The organism is Arthrobacter sp. 05T444 (genome assembly GCF_056395905.1).
This window is the reverse complement of the sequence record NZ_JBFTKK010000010.1, coordinates 101,972-119,919: the sequence shown is the minus strand read 5'-3', so window position 1 is coordinate 119,919 and position 17,948 is coordinate 101,972. Positions and strand designations below refer to the sequence as shown.

General features: G+C 61.0%; 12 protein-coding genes. 8 read left to right on the top strand and 4 right to left on the bottom strand.

The genetic code is table 11. The features are described from left to right. Positions 1–29: 29 nt before the first annotated feature. Positions 30–1,901, bottom strand: a complete 1,872-nt coding sequence (locus tag AC1DD3_RS11850; RefSeq protein WP_476881739.1) for a GmrSD restriction endonuclease domain-containing protein — start codon at positions 1,899–1,901, stop codon at positions 30–32. Between the two features lie 1,053 nt (positions 1,902–2,954). Continuing rightward, positions 2,955–6,014 carry a DEAD/DEAH box helicase gene (locus AC1DD3_RS11845; RefSeq protein ID WP_476881738.1) on the bottom strand — a complete coding sequence of 1,020 codons (3,060 nt, stop codon included), beginning with the start codon at positions 6,012–6,014 and terminating at the stop codon, positions 2,955–2,957. Positions 6,015–6,194: 180 nt separating this feature from the next. On the opposite strand from AC1DD3_RS11845, the gene AC1DD3_RS11840 reads away from it, so the two are divergent. From AC1DD3_RS11840 to AC1DD3_RS11830, 3 genes are all read left to right on the top strand, one after another. After that, positions 6,195–6,791, top strand: a complete 597-nt coding sequence (locus AC1DD3_RS11840; protein ID WP_476881737.1) for a hypothetical protein — start codon at positions 6,195–6,197, stop codon at positions 6,789–6,791. Between the two features lie 709 nt (positions 6,792–7,500). Then, positions 7,501–8,859, top strand: a complete 1,359-nt coding sequence (locus AC1DD3_RS11835; RefSeq protein WP_476881736.1) for an SIR2 family NAD-dependent protein deacylase — start codon at positions 7,501–7,503, stop codon at positions 8,857–8,859. A 219-nt stretch (positions 8,860–9,078) separates the two neighbouring features. Further along, entirely contained in the window at positions 9,079–9,729 is a 651-nt protein-coding gene (locus AC1DD3_RS11830) for a hypothetical protein (RefSeq protein ID WP_476881735.1), read from the top strand. Positions 9,730–9,919: 190 nt separating this feature from the next. Here the strand turns inward: AC1DD3_RS11830 and AC1DD3_RS11825 are convergent, their stop codons facing one another. Further along, entirely contained in the window at positions 9,920–10,585 is a 666-nt protein-coding gene (locus AC1DD3_RS11825; protein WP_476881734.1) for an NUDIX domain-containing protein, read from the bottom strand. Between the two features lie 95 nt (positions 10,586–10,680). On the opposite strand from AC1DD3_RS11825, the gene AC1DD3_RS11820 reads away from it, so the two are divergent. From AC1DD3_RS11820 to AC1DD3_RS11805, 4 genes are all read left to right on the top strand, one after another. Next, the gene (locus tag AC1DD3_RS11820; protein WP_476881733.1) at positions 10,681–11,643 is read left to right on the top strand and encodes an ARPP-1 family domain-containing protein; all 963 of its coding nucleotides are present in this window, start codon (positions 10,681–10,683) and stop codon (positions 11,641–11,643) included. After that, entirely contained in the window at positions 11,640–13,115 is a 1,476-nt protein-coding gene (locus tag AC1DD3_RS11815; RefSeq protein WP_476881732.1) for an ADP-ribosylglycohydrolase family protein, read from the top strand. Before AC1DD3_RS11820 ends, AC1DD3_RS11815 begins: the two co-directional genes overlap by 4 nt. A 77-nt stretch (positions 13,116–13,192) precedes the next feature. Further along, positions 13,193–14,194: a sigma factor-like helix-turn-helix DNA-binding protein gene (locus AC1DD3_RS11810; RefSeq protein ID WP_476881731.1), complete on the top strand. Its 1,002-nt coding sequence runs from the start codon at positions 13,193–13,195 to the stop codon at positions 14,192–14,194. Between the two features lie 10 nt (positions 14,195–14,204). Beyond that, positions 14,205–15,794 carry a TY-Chap domain-containing protein gene (locus tag AC1DD3_RS11805; RefSeq protein WP_476881730.1) on the top strand — a complete coding sequence of 530 codons (1,590 nt, stop codon included), beginning with the start codon at positions 14,205–14,207 and terminating at the stop codon, positions 15,792–15,794. Positions 15,795–15,814: 20 nt separating this feature from the next. Here the strand turns inward: AC1DD3_RS11805 and AC1DD3_RS11800 are convergent, their stop codons facing one another. After that, the gene (locus AC1DD3_RS11800) at positions 15,815–16,051 is read right to left on the bottom strand and encodes a DUF2510 domain-containing protein (protein WP_476881729.1); all 237 of its coding nucleotides are present in this window, start codon (positions 16,049–16,051) and stop codon (positions 15,815–15,817) included. A 132-nt stretch (positions 16,052–16,183) separates the two neighbouring features. On the opposite strand from AC1DD3_RS11800, the gene AC1DD3_RS11795 reads away from it, so the two are divergent. Continuing rightward, the gene (locus AC1DD3_RS11795; RefSeq protein ID WP_476881728.1) at positions 16,184–17,890 is read left to right on the top strand and encodes a nuclease-related domain-containing DEAD/DEAH box helicase; all 1,707 of its coding nucleotides are present in this window, start codon (positions 16,184–16,186) and stop codon (positions 17,888–17,890) included. The last annotated feature ends 58 nt before the right edge of the window (positions 17,891–17,948 follow it).

The window sequence follows — 17,948 nt, the reverse complement described above, 5'->3', positions numbered from 1 at the left end:
TGGGGCAGGCATCTCGTAAGCCGCCTCCGTTATGGAAGGTACGCTGTGAGCCGCTCCGGCGCCCACACCTTGTTCACTAGGTCGAGCAACAGTTCCGTTCGTTCCAACTGCTCCTGCTTCCCGAACTTTTCGTACGGTTTGAAGGGCAGCGATTCCCGCACCCGGAAATTTTCGAACTGTGGCTGGTGTTGGTAGGCACTGGCGGTCAGGCTGGCCGCATAGAGGTTTTGTTTGGCATAGTGAGGCGCTTTATCGCCGAACGGCTTGTCCTGATAGCTCCGATTCACGTCTGCGGGCAGGAGAAGCAACCCGGCGACGTTGTTGCGCCAGTTTTCGAAGTCTTGACGTGTGGGGCACTCGTGCTGGTATCGGCTGTAGTCATTAGCCCAAATGTGCTCAATGTCGTTCGGGTTCTTGGCCTTTCGATCTACATACTTGTCAAAGAGATCCGGCTTTCCAGAACTGACCTCTACATAGGCAGTGACACGAGCGAGCATGTGATAGATGTACCTGCGGCTGAACTGATTCAAACCAAGTCCCGCAACGCCCCGCCGTCCGCGGCTTTCGCTGCCTTCGAAATCAACGTCGTCTTCCTTGAGTCTCACGCTCAGAATATCGACTAGCTCCGCGACTGACTTTCCACGGATTTCTTTGCAGAGAAGGTACATGGTGTAACTCGTGGATGAGTAGCCAACGCGTATGTAGTTGGAGGTGCGCCGCATCAGCCAGATGTCGAGGTAGGAGGCCGTGATCGCCAGCTTCCGACGCACGGTCTCATCGTCATCGTCGACGTTCAGCGCCGCCATAAGTACTGTCGTCTGCCAAGTGAAATCGTTGTGTGCATTGTAGAACAGCGGCTCCAAGCCCTTCGTATAACTACGACTGGCCTGAAGAATGAGCTTGTGCGCTCTCGCGAAGAACGGGAACTCCTCCGTCATGAGGGAGAAGTTCCTCTGGGCGTGCCCGGCGCCGATTCGGGACTCATTGTCACGGATCCATCGGTGGAAGGTGGTGCCGATCAGCTCCCAGTCCCTGTCCGACGAGCCGGCTTTGCGCTCACGGATGCTCTCGGCGTATTGCGACCGGAGCCATGCCTTGAGGCACGTTGCATCCCTTTCCGGATCGGGGTCGGCTTCCCACGAGATCAGGTCCAGAACCGTTTTCTTCCAGGTCCGGTTCGCGTCTTGGCGTTGCTGCTCTTGTTCGATCGGTGCCAACAAATAAGCTTTCAGCATGTCGGCCGGGCTCAACGGCCTTCCCCGATCATTCATCGTCTCAAAGATCGAATATGCGTGGGCATCATTTTCCGTGGCAATTTCGATGAGGCCGACATTGCCCATCAGCCAATATATGAAGCTTTGAAGCCCCTCACCGAGATCATCGACGATACCGGTGCCCTCGATGTCCTGGTATCGGGCGAGAATTGTTCGGATGGACTCTTCCCTGCCGTCCGCGTTGTACTCTTCCCCGTTGAAGAGGGCCCTGATGACGGAGACCCGCTCGGGAATATCGAGGTTAAACTTCTTTTCTCCATACGTATCAGAGAAGATAAGAGGCTCTATTGTAGAAGCAACCTGCAAATTCTTCTCTTTAGCCGCACGGTAGAGATGGATCAGCAAGAGCGTCAACGAAGTCACGCGCTGCTGCCCATCCACCAGATAGCTTTTTCCGCCGCGTTGAGTCACGATTATAGACCCGAGAAAGTAGCTGGCGTAGCCGCTGGCCGCTACCGGGGTGTCACCGGGCGCATACTGCGTATCAAACTTACCAAACAGGTCGGAAACGAGCTCTTCGATATTTTGGCGTTCCCACTTGTATTCGCGCTGATAGTCATCGATTGAGAATGAACGACTCTGCAGCAACTGCGTGATGGTTCGATAGTGCGGCGTAATAGTGCTCACTCTTGAATCCTGCTTCCTTACCGGTTGATCCCCAGCACGACACCAATAACGGATACCCGCGCAGCCTACACGTTCAGTCATTGTGCCACCCCGTAGCCGCCGTGAACACGTGCGCCGTTGTCCCGTTCGGCTTCATGTTGCGGTCAGATCCGCCCGTACGTGCTCCAGCCCACCTGCCCAAGGCACGGGTAGAGATCAATCAGGCGTCGTCTTCTACGTGCCCCTCGCAGAGACCGCCGTCCCGTCTGGCTCCCCGGGAACGTAGCGTTCTATGATTTCAGCGGAACGAGCGCCGGCTGATGGCAGAGCCCTTGTACGCCGTCGTTTACGGCCGTGTTTGCCCCGCAGTCGGGTAGTGCTGTTGGAAGCCGCCATGGCCGCCGCCGCTCCCCTGCGTTGAGCCTTACGGCGCCTTCGCTACTGTGGAACGCGGCTCCCACTTCACCAGGTGGCAGCTGCGGGGTCTGGCCGATGACACAAACGGCGTTCGTTGTCCCGCAAGCCGGCCCAGATGCTTGCTACATATCCCTCTTTCCCTAGTAAAGGCCGGACCACCATCTATAGGCCGCACGCCAAGTGAGCGGATCACCCCCTCCGCTTCGCTCGAATTCAGTCAGCGATGGGAGGAGATTCCCATGCTCGAGCAATGCGTCTGCATAAATAGGGGCCCGAAGCTGAGCCCGTATTCCTTCCGACCAAATTGCCCAAGTCCTATCCGTAATGAACCCCTGCTTCCTTAAATCAAGTTCATCCTCGGATAACCGGAGGTATGCTATTGCAAGGCGCCGTTCTTCTGAGGTAGGCAACGCGACTTCATTGTTCAAATACATTCTGTCAGTCATGCGGTCAAGGATCTGCCAATACCTATGAACATACATGTTCTCAAATTCCCTGTGACGCTGAGTTCTGGCAGTTACTATTTGAAATACTGCAAAAACTACGGCCACGGCTGTGACAATTGCACCGATATCGGCCCAATCACTCAGACTCATGTATCCTCTGCTCTATTCGACCTAATATCTTTGCTGAACATCTTCGTCACTGAACTGTCAGTTATTGTGCCACCGCAGCCGCAGTAGCGAACACATCCCCGGGCATCGGGCGGTGCAGCCTCCACGTGATCGAGATCGGCTTCTCTCCCGAGTGCTGCACATGGTCCACTTGCCCCAAGCATGTGTAGGGAACAGTCAATCCTGTCTCGTCCTCGGCGGTATCCCGGGTAAAGAGCAGGATGTGCGATTCGTGTTTCAGCCTGTCCAAGTACCGCTTACCCGTAGGGCTAAAGGGCGAGGTCGAATTCTGCGACTCCCAGTGGAACAGCTCGGGGCTAATGGCGTAGTCCTTGTACATCGTCGTGGCCGAGTGGTTCTTGTCGTCCTTGTTCAGGGTCACAAAAAATGCATCTGTGGCCGTGGCCGGGCACCAGGCCACGCCCTCCCGGTGCTGCACGTTCTTGCCGAGCTCGAGTGAACCATACTTCAAGGCAGCCAGAACTTCTTCCCGTCGGTAGGTGGCGTGGGTGAGCAGCGGGATATACTGCAAGCCTGCGCCCAGGCTCTTGGCAGCATGCTTCGATGCCGCCACTCCCAGCTTCACAAGCTGGCGGATTTCGCTGCAAACAAACTGGTATCCGCGCAGATGGTCCAGGCCGACGTCGTATGTCTGAAAACCGCCGCCGTCATCCCACAGCGTGTAAAAGAGCATGCGGGCGAAGGTTTGCTCTCGCGGGCCAAGTTGTTCGTAACTGGGTGCATCTGGGCTTACAAGCATGGAGTAGGTATCCGCGCGCTCCGGGTCGTCTACATGAATCAGCCGCACCATGCGCGCAAGCAGCTTTTTCTCGGCGTCGTCCGAGAGATCATAGATTTTTCCGCTGAGTACTGCCTCGAGCGGCGAGAGACCTTCGATCAGCCCGGCCTTGCGGAGGTAGCCGGTCCAAGAGTCCTTCGTGGAACGATAGATGGACTTCAGCTCACTGCCGGACTTATCCAGGTACGTTTCCAGCTCCGTCTCACCGCATGAAGCTATGTCCTGCACCAGCTGAGCTCGGTTAACCTTCAGCTGCGCCTTGATGTTCTCGAGCACCACGTCCTGCGCCATGCAGTCCAGCACGATCTGCGAGCCAGACGGAAGGAAGGGGAACTCGTCCTCAACGGCTCTCTCCAGCTCCTTGCGGCCATAGCCGGTGAGGGCGCGATATCTCAAGTCAAAACGGAACTCACGGCGCTGCTGGCCGATGAAGTCCAGGACGGTGAGCACGGACTTGTCCTCCGCCCGTCGAAGCCCACGGCCAAGTTGTTGGAGGAAAATCGTGGCGCTCTGCGTGGGCCGGAGCAGCAGTATTGTGTCCACCTCGGGCAAATCTAGACCCTCATTGAACAGATCGACGGCGAAGATGCAGTTGATCTCACGGGACCGTAGCCGTTGCAGCGCGAGGGCGCGTTCGCCGTCGTCGGTCTGCCCCGAAACGGCAACGGAGGATATCCCTGCCCGGTTGAAGACCTCGGCCATGTAGACGGCATGCTGCACGGAGACGCAGAAGCCGATAGCCCTCATATCAGTCGTGCTGGTGACCTTGTCCCGGAGCTCTCGGATCACCTTGCCGGCGCGGGCATCGTTGCCGGTGTAGAGGGCATCGAGCTGGCCGATGTCATAGCTGCCACGCTTCCACTCCAGGCGGCTGAGGTCGACGTCGTCCGAGACGCCGAAGTAGTGAAACGGGACCAGCAGATCGGCGTCGAGCGCGTCCCACAACCGGAGTTCGCTGGCCCGCCGACCCTCGAAAAACTGCTTGGCTACGTCCACCCCGTCGCCGCGTTCCGGTGTTGCCGTCAGGCCGAGAAGTTCCTGTGGCTGGAGATGATCTATCAGGGTCCGGTAGGTAGGCGCTTCGGCGTGGTGGAATTCGTCGATGACGACGACGTCGAAGGCGTTGGGTTCGATCTTGTCGGTTCCCAGCGCGGTCAGGGATTGGACGCTTGCGAAGACGTTTTTCCAGTCCTTCGGCTTGTGCTCCCCGACGAACAGCTCGCCGAAGGAACCTTTCTGCAGCACATCGCGGTAGGTGCGCAAGGACTGCTTGAGGATCTCCTGGCGGTGTGCGACCAACAGCAGGTTCAGCTCTCGGCCGGCCGCTTCGCAGAGCCGTTTGTAGTCCAGGGCCGCGATGACGGTCTTTCCGGTACCCGTAGCGGCCACGAGCAGGTTGCGGTGGTATCCCTTGTCCCGCTCCGCTTCGAGGTCCTCGAGCATCTCTACCTGGTGGAGGAAGGGCTCGACTTCCAAGCCTGTTGCCGCATCCGGCGCAGCTGTGAGTTTGCCGCCGTTGCGGGCAAGTGCGGTGTCTAGCCTGTCGGCGTCCCGGTCGGGGTCATAACTGTGGAATGCGCGCTGTTCCCAGTAGCTGTCGAAGGTCACCTCAAACTTCTTCAGCAGATCAGGCGTTGCTACTGAGCTGAGGCGGACGTTCCACTCAAGGCCGTCGAGGAGCGCCGCGCTGCTGAGGTTGGAGCTGCCGACGTAGGCCGTGTGGAAGCCGGAGTTACGCCGGAACAGCCAGGCCTTCGCGTGGAGGCGCGTTGAATGGGATTCGTAGCTGATCTTCATCTCTGCGCCGTACCGCTGGACCAGGTGGTCGATCGCCCGTCGTTCCGTGGCCCCCATGTACGTGGTGGTGATGACACGGAGCCTGACGCCGCGGTCCCTGAGCTGCTCGAGAGCCGGCTCCAGGAGCCTCAGGCCGGTCCAACGGATGAAGGCGCAGAGGAGATCGACGGTGTCTGCCGATTCAATCTCCGTGCGAAGTTCGGCCGCAAGGTTAGGATCGTCCTTGCTGTTTGTTAGCAGGGCGGAGTCACTCAGCTTCGTCGTGGGACGGCGGAGTTGGCGGCGCTTGAGGGTGTCAGGGCGGTGGAGAGAGTGGAGTTGGGTGGGGCCCGGCGTGATCAGGTCGCTATGCTGCAGCTCGCGAAGAAGCCGGTTGGCCAGGGCGACACGGTCTTCTTTCTTGGCTTCAGCCAGGGCCGCTCTAACAATTTCCGCGATGTGGCGGCTAAGAATTTCTGGAGCATCATCAGCCGATACCTGCGTGAATACCGCGTTCAGATCAGCCATCGTTGCTAGCTTCTGACTCAGCTCGTCAGTGCGCAGTGCCTCATAAAGTCCCTCCGAGAGCGACGGCGCTGCCGGATCCCCATGCATTCTTTCCACTGCGCCAGGGTATTCCGTGATGGTGACAAATGACGAATAGCGTGAATTCCTGCCGCAATCACCAGCTCTGGCTAGAGTATGGCCATGACTATATCCGTGGCTGCACTCCTCGGAAAATGCGACTTGGAGTGGGCAGGCGTCGTCCAGTGGGGCGAGCAGATTCAGCTGGATCAGCCCGGCGTATACGTCGTTTCGTCGACTGCTGATTTGGAGGACTCTGTCGGACTGCTTCCGGGCTACAGCCCCGAACCTGCTTCCTTCAAGAATCTCCGACAGCTTTGTCCTGAGGTCATGATCGATGGCACTCCCGCGACGAATGAAGCTTTAACCCAACGAATCCAGGCCTTTTGGATTCAGGACTCCCCAGTTCTGTACAAAGGGCTGGCCGGGACCTCGGTGCAGAAACGCGTACGACGGTACTATGTGACCCGCATCGGCCAACGGTCCCCGCATGCCGGTGGCTGGTGGCTCAAGACTCTGAGCGGGCTCGACGATTTGTATGTGCATTATGCTCCAGCGTCGGATCCGGCAGCGGCGGAATCGTCCTTGCTGAGCGCCTATGCGGAATCGGTTCCCGTGGCCGTCCGACGACAGCTCTTCGACCCGGAACGCATTGCGCCATTTGCCAATGTGAACGTACGTCAAAGGTCTCCCAAAACGCCATGGCTTGGCCCGCTATAAGGTCGAACGGTCAGCCACCGCTTCGGTAAGCCCAAGAATGCGCTCGCAACCGGGCGGTCTTACGACACAAGAGTCATTGCCGATCTCTGCGCAGAATCACCAAGCTTCCAGTGCGAGCCATTCTGGCGGCACTCGCATCGAGTCTCAGGTGATCAGTGATGCCGACCGGACTCGAAGTAACCTGCGAATTCCAGCCCGTTCGAAATTTGCTTTGCCGTCTACGAATGGCGTGTCGGCTGTGAAGTATCGCGGAATAACTCGGAGGCGCGGTGGCGTGTGAATGGTTCTCGCTCCGGGACTATCGGTCTCGGCACGAACATCATGCGAACGCTCGGGATGCCCGGTCAAAGTGTTTGGATGACGGTGCACGGCACCACAGTGGAAATCGAAGATTAGGGGTAGACCGTTGACGCCGGGGTTCTGATTCCGGAGTGGAAAGGCATGCGCTGTACCTGACGACGCCTGGTTCTGATAAACAGGGTCTATGACGCAGCCTCACGTCTTTGTAACCATGGCCGACATCCTGCACCTGCAATGCGATGCATGGCTGCTTCCGACGGACTCACGGGTGAACATCCGCCCCTATTGGGAAAAGGCGCACCCTAACCTTCAACAGCTCGCCGACTCATCGTGTGCTGACCTCTTCCGTTCCGGACGATCCCACGCTGCGGCAATCCATGAGTGGGATCCGGAATTGCCCAGACCCGTCTTGACTGCCGTACCTACTGACAACCAGTGGTCACCGGACGTTGTCGCTGAACGGCTAGAGGCCTTCGTCGTAGCAGCTCTCCGTGTCCTGAACGGGCGCTTCAATCATCGTCCCTTCAGACTTCTGGCACTTCCGTTTTTCGGCACACAGGGAGGGGGTGCTGGCAATCACCTCGGAGCAGCTCTGCGTGCGATCTTGGACTCGATCTCAGACCTTGCCCTCCGGTATGAGGTGGATATCGTGCTCGTGCTTCGAGACCGGTCGGCCTATTCGTTGGCGCAGAAGCTCCGACGGGAAGTTGCCAACGATTCTTCATGGCGGTCTCTGGGCCCGCACCGGCATCAAACGGCTAAGACGCTCGGCCAACGGGCTCGTGACGGACAATTGGTGCCGTTCCTCGGCGCCGGTGTGAGTGTCAGCGCGGGGGCTCCAACATGGAAGGAGCTTCTGGGCCGTCTTCGAGATGGAGTCGACCTTCGAGACTTCCAGGCCTCAAACTTCGACTCGCTCGGACCGCTCGACCAGGCTGCAATTCTCGAGCAGTTTTACATCGAACAGCACGGATCCCGTGAGGCCTTTGGAAGGGCGGTTGCGGCCGCCGTCGATCTACCCCGTTACGGATTGGCACCCGCGCTCCTAGCGGGCGTTCCTTCCTCCGGGGCAATCACCCTTAACTATGATCGTCTCTTCGAAATGGCTTGCTCCGACGCACAGCGGCCACGGACTGTCATGCCCGAGAGCGTCCCCGCCGTCGGCAATAGGTGGCTCCTCAAGCTGCACGGATCCGTGAAACAGCCAGAGAGCATTGTTCTGACGAGGGACGATTACCTGGGATACAACAGCACTCGAGCAGCGCTGTCAGCCCTAGTCAAAGCACACCTGCTCACGCATCATTTGCTTTTCGTCGGATTTGGCTTAGCGGACGATCATTTCCACGAGATTGTCCATGACGTCCGCCGGGCGATCCCAGCGGCAAGCTCCGACGGTCATCAAATGGGAACGGTACTGTCTCTGTTTGATGAACCGCTGCAGCGCCTCGTCTGGGCCGGGAAGCTGGACATACTCCCGATGGCCGGTGCTGCTCCCCCTAAGGGCTCCATCGAGGAGGACATCCAGGCCGCGGTGGCAGCTGCGGGCCGTGAACTTGAGGTCTTCCTCGACATGATGGCTGCCTACGCGACAGACAATCACTCGTACCTACTTGCCCCTGCCTACAACAGGGGACTCAGCGACGGCGAGACAGAGCTTCGCCGACAGTTGCTTACTCTGGCCGGAGGGAAGAGAACCGCGGAAACATCAGAGGTGTGGCAGGTGATAGACCGCGCGCTTCGCGACTTAGGGTTGCGCGACGACAACTAGTTCGTCAGTGCGCATCCACGACTTGTAAGTGCTTCGAGACACTGCGCTTGGCAGCGCAGAAATCGTATAGGATTCCCCTGCAGGGAGGGGTCAAGCACTTGGCGACTCACTTCCTACGCCTTCTGGCAGTGAGATCAACACGACTGGACACATCTCACTCATGCCACCGAAGGGTTTGTTACCTGCAAAACAACACTCGCATTCTCTCAATGGGGAAAAATGAAAAAAATCGCCGCGACGCTCTTCGTCGTCGGAATCTCGCTCACTGCTTGCGCTTCACCGAGCTCGCCAGCCGCGACCGCTGAGTCCACGAGTCCTAGTTCGACCGCAAGTAATTCGCCCAGCCCCACTGTGGAATCAACCGCCACGCTGGAACCGGCGCCCGAGCCCACACCGAGCGTCAAGATTTACCGGCTGAATGAAGCGGCTGACCACGACGGCCTAGTAATCAAAGTGACGTCGGCAAAAGCCTCGCCAACACTGTTGATGAACACGTCGAACTACCGGCCCGACACCGACTTGGCAACGTTTGAGCCCGTACCTGCAAAAGCAGGGGCTGAATACCTCATCCTCACCACGCAGGTCACAAACAACACTAAAAAGGGCCTCGACCTGACCTGCGGCGGTCCAGTTCAAATCCGGGTCTATAACGCGGAGCAGCAGGAGTACACACCCGTCGACGATCTATACCAGATCAAGGGAAATCCGGAGTGCAACGCAAGCCTAGACCCAGGATTTTCAGCACCGATGACTTGGGCATTCCAGGTTCCAGCCAAGAGTTCAATAATCGCGGCTAGTTTTTATAACATCAACGATTTTGAGGCTGTAAATAGCGAGCCGACGCTCATCGCTCTTGATCCCAATTACTGACGGGACGAACCCGGCCTGACAGCGCCGTCCACTGAAGCTCCGCAGCGAAGCCTTGCTGCCCTTCGGTGGACGGCGCGCCCACGTCACCGGTAAATGCATTCTGGAAGCGCCGCAGGTTCCTCTAACTCATTGAGCAGTCGCCCGGCGAAGGGCACAGGGCGCGGCACCTCAAGGCGCGAAAAGCAGCTGGTTATCCCCGGCACCACAACCGCGACGGCCTCCCCCGCGTTCCGTCGGACATCTGCCCCGTCCCGGCCAACTGCGGTTCCATGGACCGCCGGAACGTGTCCCGCATCAGCGAGCAGCCACCCACTATCTCGTGCAGATCCCGCAGTTCCTTGAGCGTGAACGGTTCCTCCAGCAGCGCCCCAGGATCCGGCGCCTCCGCGTAGGCCGCACGTATCCATTCCACCGCCTTCGCCACGATCTCCGCATGGCCGTACGGGAGCCTGGCGATGAGTTCCGGTTCGCCGGAAACAGCAGCCAGCCGGATACCGTCGGACTCTAACGCACCCTCCAGCTCCGCCAGCGGCACCACGTCCACGTGCGCGACTGACAGCACCCAGCCCCGGTCATCCCGCTCAGGATCGTCGAAGACGTGCAGCTGCCGCGGCACCCGGCCCGGGATCCCCGCCTTCTCCCGTAAGCACCGCAACACAGCGTCCGCCAGGCGCTCCCGCTCGCGCAGGAAGGTGCCGGGCAGCGCCCACTCGCCGTGATGATGTTCTTCGCCCCGCCGTACCAGGAGAACCCGGAGCGCGCCGTCCTCAACGGTCAGCACCGCGGTGTCCACCGCCACCGACGGCCGCGGATAGTCGAACAGGGACGGGGCGGGAGAGTTCTTCGAGGCCTTCACAGCATTATTTATTTCAGTATTGCGTTAAAGATTCAAGCGGTGCATACTGATGTCAATTAGCTCAGATTTGAGCTAAAGATCTGAAGGAGGTCATCATGAACGTTCCACAACTGCACGTCGGGGCCGGCACCGCGCTCGGCCCCCTGAGCATCTTTCCCGTCTGGACAGCAGGCGCCGGCGAACTCGGCATCAGCAGCGGCACCCACGTCGACGTCGCCGTCACCGAGCTGGCCAGCGCTCCGCAGGTCGCCAAGCTCACCGTCACCAACAACGGCGCCCGCGCCGCCCTCCTGCTCGAAGGCGAGCTGCTCGAGGGCGGCCAACAGCACCGGACCTGCGCCCGGGATGTCGTCCTCGGGCCTGGCGAGACCCGCGACATCGACACCTACTGCGTGGAGGCCGGCCGCTGGGAAGGCGCGCACAGCCACCGCCGCCAGTCCCGTCGGGCGCCACTCAATGTCCGGTCCGAACTCGTCGCCACGCTTGCGGATCCGGGTGGCGCAGGCCGCCAGGGGCGCATCTGGAACCGAGTAAGCCGCTTCGACGCCGCCCGGGGCCGCTCCGCAACCAGTTCCCTGCTGGAGCACATGGACCGGTTCTCCGCCGAGCCCCGGCGGAACAGCCGGGTCGATGCCAACACCGCCCCGGCTCCGCTAGAGGGCCAGCGAGGCGTGGTGATAGGGCTCGGCACGCTGCCGCTCCTGCTGGAGGTCTTCGGCACGCACACGCTGTTCCGCCGCCATTACCGCCAGCTGGTCGAGTCGGTGCTGCTGGACCTGGAGGTCCTGCCAGCGCACGTGATGGCGTCAGGTCCGATGCCCGCGCAGCGGGCCCGTGACTTCGCCGCCGCGGTCCAGGCCGTGGAGTTCGGGGCGTTCGACGGCGGCATGCCGGCTCTTGAGGTCCGGAACCACGGTGCCCTGCGCAGCCGCAACATCGCACACACCGCTGGACACCTCGCGGCGGCGGGCATCGCCGTCGCCCTCCCCCAGCGCAAACCCGAGCTGGCCCACCTGACCGGCTGGAACACCAACCACCCCCTGATGGAGATCGCATGAAACTCAGCTCATTGCAGAAGGACCGCGCCGCCGGCGTCCTGGTCACCCTAGCCGCAGGCGACGCCCTCGGCGCCGGCTACGAATTCGGCGCACCGCTGCCCGACGGCACCGCGGTAAGCATGAAGGGCGGCGGCCCGTTCGGCTTCGCCCCCGCCGAATGGACCGACGACACGTCCATGGCCATCGCGATTGCCGAGGCCTTCCTCGATTCCTTCTCGGCGTCTGGCTCCCCTTCCGCGCTCGACGGAACCGTCCGGGCCTGGACGGCGTGGGCGGCGGACGCCAAGGACGTGGGGGCACAGACCAGCGCCGTCATCGCGGCGGCGCGCCGGGCAGCCACTGCGGCGGGCCGCAGCGACGTGGACGCCGCGGACTTCCTCTCCGCTGCCGCCGAGTTTCATGCCCGCACCGGCCGGAGCGCCGGCAACGGCTCGCTCATGCGCACCGCTCCCCTGGCGCTGGCCTACCTGGACTGCGACCCGGAGGAGTTCATGGCCCAGGCCGCGGCCGTCAGCGCCCTGACTCACGGGGACCCTGACGCGCGGGAGGCCTGCGGCCTGTGGTGCGTCGCCATCCGGCAGGCGGTGCTCAACGGCGAGCTGGATGTCCGGGCGGGGCTTGCTTTTCTACCGGCCGGGCGTGCGTCTGTCTGGCTGGAGCGGATAGAGGTGGCAGAGCGGTCCCGGCCGCGGGACTTCCCCCGCAACGGCTGGGTGGTGGAGGCATTCCAGGCAGCGTGGAGCGCCATCCACTACTCCTCCGCTTCCGCCGTTGGCCCCGCGCATCTCCGCTCTGCTCTGGAGGAAGCGGTCCGGGGCGGCCGCGACACGGACACGGTGGCCGCCATCGCCGGCGGGCTGCTCGGCGCCGCCTACGGCTACTCCGCCGTGCCGTTCGAGTGGCGCCGGCATCTGCACGGCTGGCCTGGGCTGCATGCACGCGACCTGATGATGCTGGGCATGGAGCTCGCGCGCGGCGAGGGCCGCCGTCTTGATTCCTGGCCGCGGGCCGCCGCGCAGGACTACAGCATGTGGGGACGTACCGAAGCGCTGGTCCGGCACCCGCACGACGACGGCGTCTGGCTAGGAGGGGTACGTTCCGTCGCCCGGGCGGCGGACTTGGGGATCGACGCCGTGGTGTCCCTCTGCCGGCTGGGCACGGAGGATGTTCCCTCAGTCGCCGCGGCGGACCACGCGACGTTCTGGGTGATCGATTCCCTTGACGCCGGAGACAACGCCCATCCCGACTTCGTGCTCAGGGAGGCCGCGGCCGCCGTCGAACGCTACCGGGCGGAAGGCAAGACGGTGCTGCTGCACTGCGTGCGGGCGGAGTCACGGACGCCTACTGTGGCGGCGCTGTATGGGGCGAAGGCCGCTGGCGTGACTCCACTGCGAGCACTGGAAGACGTGCGGCGGGTCCTGCCCGGAGCGCGGCCGAACCCGTTGTTCATGGAGCTGCTGGGCCGTCCGTAAACCCCAGCCGGCGGCGCGGCAGCTAATCCTGCATCACAGTTGCGAAATTGTCCGAACCTGCTGGTAAGAATGTGACCATGACAACAACTCCTGAACTCAGTCGGGAGCAGCGAGACGCCGCGATGGTGGAGCGCTACTCAAACGGTGAGACCCTCGACGCCATCGGGCAGAGCTTCGGCGTCACCCGCGAGCGCGTCCGCCAGATCATCGTCAAAGTCGGCGGTGCAAACGCTGAGGAATCCCGTCGGCAGCGAATAGCGGCCAAGGAAGCCGCACTCAAGGCTGCGCATGAATCGTTCCTTGCCCAGTACGCCGAACTCGCGCGTCAGATGGCCAGCCGCGGTGTCACCCGGCCGGACGCGATCCTGAAACTGCAAGCCCTCTACCCTGAGATTGACGTCGACTTGGCCGAGGATGCTTTGAAGTCGTGCACAATCGTCTTCGACAAGTACCAGGCCGAGGATATCTTTTCCAAGGAAGTCATCGCTGCCGGCATCTGGTACCTCCTCGGTTCGGAGCTGGGCCTGCCTCCCAACTTTGCTTACGCTGCTGTTCACCTTGACCTCGAGGTTGTCACCGAACTGCGGGCCGTTCTCTCTTCTGCGGAGGTCTCTGCAAGGGACACCGCCACGATCCTTGGAATCATCGGTGCCGCCCAGGAGCATGTAGTGCAGAACCCGGGCGTCAGCATCACCCGCAAGCGGTATGACGCCCTGCGCGAAGAGCTCGTAGGCGCCTTCGGGCTCGTGTCCAGGCAAGGTGCGACACCATGGCCGCCCACTCACCAGACTGTGACCAAACGCTTCCACGGTTGGAACGACGCCTTGGAGGCCATGGGCATCGGAACATCCTCTCTCGGCCGCAGCAAGGGTCTCCTAAAATTCACTGAAGCCCAGTACGCCGACGCCGTCAGCGACTTCTGCGTAGAGATGAACAGCGCGGGTCTGAAACCCACAGTTGAGCGATACGACGCTTGGGCCAAACTCGAGATCGCCGCTGGGCGCAACAGGCCCTCCGGTGCATCGGTGCGGAACATCTACGGGACATGGCTAGACGCTGTCCGTTCAGTTCAGAAGTAGAAGGGATGTCATGGAGGCAATTAATTCCGGCCCTATCATGAGTGGCATTATTCCTCCACCCGGCTGGTTCGTTGATCCCGACGCGTTGAGGAAGGCTTATCGGAGCGGCGATCCGTTTCGAACACTTGCGGCAGCTTTTGGCGGCAGCGTCAATGACATCTCCTACACGATTACGGACCAGTCAGATTCCGGAGACGACCTCGAGCGTTCAAGATCTATTCAACGGCGAAGCCTTGCCACCACCGGGGTGCTCGCTGGCCACGAAGACATGGTCGAAAGGCTGTTTGCAGCTGACATTTCTAGGGAAGACATACCGAAAGTTCTGTCAGCCCTCGGCATCGATGTGGATATTGACATCGCCGTCGAACTGCTAAACATTCCGGGTGTCCCCGGAGGCCAACTTGAAGAACCCCTCCCCCCGCGACGGCTGGGCGACAAACTCAGCCTGCTCTACATCACAGGTAAGTATCACGGAATCGAACCGGACTACGAGCTTGCGCTAGGCAAGATTTCACTTAACGCTGTAACAAAACTCCGGGAGCTTTTGCACCCGGTCCTCCCTTACCGGCGCCTCGCTGAGATCCTGGCAGTCATAGAGACAACGGCGCTCGCGATCCGGGCCCGAACGATCACGACACTCGCTTACGCCGATTACGACGCAACAGTCCAAACGCTCTCCCGGCGTCGGGTCACAGCCACAAACGATCCGGCTGACCCATGGCCGGTTCCCGCATCCACCCTCCGGCGAAGGTACGGTCATGGATTCTGGGAGGAAGCGCTGAGAGCAGCGGGTCTGCGGCTTGCCTCCGGCGCGGACCGCTTCAACGAGATCGATTATTTTGATGCCCTCGACAACTACACCGAAGAATGCATCGAATTCGAGTATCCGATGGACATCGAAATCTACGATCGTTGGGTCATTGCCGAAACGGCGACGCGCCAAGAACGCCCCTCAGCGGTGGAATTTATCCGCCGCTATGGGAGCTGGGCTGCCGCGCTAAACTCCGTCCTCCCGCAAGATGGCCAAGAGGAAACTAAACCAGACGACGGGGTGCCCAAGTACGTTGACTACGATTCCGGCTGGGGAACGTTGGAGGAGCTGGAGGAATGGGAGGAAAACCTGGACAACGACTGGCGGACCGCCGGGAAACTCATAGGCCAGCTCGTTGAAGCTATGCCCGCCGATTCTTTTCTGCATATACGATACGCCGCCCCCGCAGGTCGACAGCCCGCTCCGTACGCACGTGCGACGACCGGGTCCGAAGGGGTCTGCTGCGAAATTGTCTCGGATGCCGGTCTGACCCCGCACCAATGGCGCCTAAGCACGCATCGCCTATCCGATGACGGCTGGTCGGCTCCAAACGGAGATAATGTCAACTGGCACAAGGCAGGCGTGCCTCGTACTGAGGCCGCTATACAAATCCTCAACGGAATCCGTTTCGGTCGCGTCCCGGTGGAGGCGAGCGAGTTGGCGTGGAGCGTCGGGCATGTTCCGGATGGTTCCGGCCCCGCCAGCGGCGTCACGCTGGCGGCGGCTCTTCGAGGGGTGGTCCAGACCGTCGGGAATGCAGCTGAACAAACCGGGGAATCAGGACCATAACTTTTGCCGGACCATAAGGTCTAGGTGAGTAGATGCTGACGATTGTAGACAACCTCGCGGATCACATTGACATTCGACGATGTCATCGGCCCCATGGCGTGATGAGGCTGCTGCCACTGAGGTGCGGGGTGGGGAACCTGCGGCGCGGCCATTACAGGAGCGCTCTGGAAATGGTCAGTCCACTGCGTCCCGTCAAACCAGCGTTGGCGACCAGGAGTCGTTTGATCGTCGTACCATCCAGCTGGTGGAGTAGTCATAGAATTCCCGGCCTTCCCGTTCTAATGGCCACCCATGCCCGCGACTGCAGTGACTTTACTGCACTACGCTCCATCGGGTAAGAAGACCATGAAAAACTGGTCAACCACCTAAGATGATCAACAATGCGCGGCATGGTAGCCGTCATAGGGCATGGGGGCACAGTGAGGTGTATTCCGGAAAAACCGGAGTTCGGCGACGGACAAGTGGCCGAGAAGGTCGTGTGGGAGGCCCTTAGGAATAGCCTGCCGGATGACTGCGTGTTGGCCCATTCCGTCCAGGTACGGGATGGTCGCGCTGAGCATGAGATCGACCTGCTGGTGCTGTGGCCCGGGGTCGGCATGGCTGCGATCGAAGTCAAGGGCGGGAAGGTCGGCGTCGAGAACGGGCAGTGGTATCAGTCCGATAGGGGCGGTAAGCACGATATCAAGAGCCCTGTCGCGCAGTCCCAAGGGTCGTTGCACGCTTTCAGAAGCTGGCTCGAAAGCCGGATCGGCTCCCGGCTCAGCAGCCGCTTCGCCTACCTGGTCAGCCTTCCGTACACCGCCGTGCGCAGGGACTGGACCATGGCCGGGTGCCCCCGTTCGCTGATACTCGACGAAACGGACATGAAGTCACCGGCCGACTTGATCAGACAAGCCATAGAGCACGAAGGCAGCGGCGCCACCACCCTGGCGCCGGTGTTCCTGGAACGGATTCTTCCCCACCTCACTGGGGACCTAAATACTCACTCCGACGACTCAGTGGATCCACAGGAAGCCGAGGACGCGCAGGACCATCTCACGGAGCGGCAGGCCGTGCTGCTGCAGGCCACCAGGTCCCTGGAGCGGGTGAGGTTCACCGGCGGAGCGGGCAGCGGCAAGACCTGGCTTGCCCTGGAGAAGGCAAAGCTCCTCTGCAAACAAGGCAAACGGGTGGGCCTCTTCTGCTACAACAAGGGACTGGGCCAGTACCTGCAGCAGCAAGTATCCGGCTGGCGGCAGCAGAAACCTGTCTTCACAGGCGAATTCCACGAATATGTACGAGGGCTGGGCGTCCCGGACGGTTCTGAGCCGGACTACTTCGAGGAGGAAATGCCTCGTCTCCTGAAGGAGCTTGCGGCGAGCATGGACTCGCACGAGCGGCTGGACGCCGTTGTCGTTGATGAAGCGCAAGACTTTGCGCCGCTGTGGTGGGAGTCGCTGCTCGCCTGCACCACAAATCCTGACGGGGGCGAGGTCTACGCATTCATGGACGATCGCCAGGACGTCTACCGGAGGTGGGGCGGAGCAGCATCCGGCACTAACCATCCGACGGCTGATCTTGTGCCGATCCACATCGACGAGAATCTTCGGAACACCCGCAAGATTGCCGAGACGTTCAAGTCCTTCGCCGGCGAGCACTTCACGCCGCGCGGGGGTACAGGCCTCCCTGTCCGGAGGGTCGAATGCTATACCGAAGACGCCATCGAGGAGGCCGATAACTGCGTTGAGGCGCTCATGGACGAAGGCTGGGCCAACAACCAGATTGCTCTCCTGACCACCAAGTCGCGGCACCCGGAGCACCAGCAGTTCTTCGACAACGGCTCTATCGCCGAGTACTGGCTCGACTTCCACGCAAACAATGACGTGTTTTATGGCCATGTGCTGGGCTTCAAGGGCCTCGAGCGCTCCGTCGTGGTGCTGTGCGTCAACGGCTTCAAGGACATGGAACGGGCTGCGGAGCAACTCTATGTCGGGCTTTCCCGAGCGCGGAGCCTACTGGTGGTTGTCGGCGACGGCGCCTTGCTAGAGGAGGCCGGCGGCCGGGAGTTGAAGATGGCGCTGTCGAAGGCGGAGTCATGGCAGCCTCCTATGGCGTGACGCCACCGGTAGTCGCGCTTTGGCGAGCACGACGGCGGGCAGTTCAGTTTTTGTCAGA

Coding starts and splice junctions, on each gene's coding strand:
- AC1DD3_RS11845 (WP_476881738.1), bottom strand. CDS start 6,014: ATGGCTGATCTGAACGCGGTATTCACGCAGGTATCGGCTGATGATGCT.
- AC1DD3_RS11840 (WP_476881737.1), top strand. CDS start 6,195: ATGACTATATCCGTGGCTGCACTCCTCGGAAAATGCGACTTGGAGTGG.
- AC1DD3_RS11830 (WP_476881735.1), top strand. CDS start 9,079: ATGAAAAAAATCGCCGCGACGCTCTTCGTCGTCGGAATCTCGCTCACT.
- AC1DD3_RS11820 (WP_476881733.1), top strand. CDS start 10,681: ATGAACGTTCCACAACTGCACGTCGGGGCCGGCACCGCGCTCGGCCCC.
- AC1DD3_RS11815 (WP_476881732.1), top strand. CDS start 11,640: ATGAAACTCAGCTCATTGCAGAAGGACCGCGCCGCCGGCGTCCTGGTC.
- AC1DD3_RS11810 (WP_476881731.1), top strand. CDS start 13,193: ATGACAACAACTCCTGAACTCAGTCGGGAGCAGCGAGACGCCGCGATG.
- AC1DD3_RS11805 (WP_476881730.1), top strand. CDS start 14,205: ATGGAGGCAATTAATTCCGGCCCTATCATGAGTGGCATTATTCCTCCA.
- AC1DD3_RS11800 (WP_476881729.1), bottom strand. CDS start 16,051: ATGACTACTCCACCAGCTGGATGGTACGACGATCAAACGACTCCTGGT.
- AC1DD3_RS11795 (WP_476881728.1), top strand. CDS start 16,184: ATGGTAGCCGTCATAGGGCATGGGGGCACAGTGAGGTGTATTCCGGAA.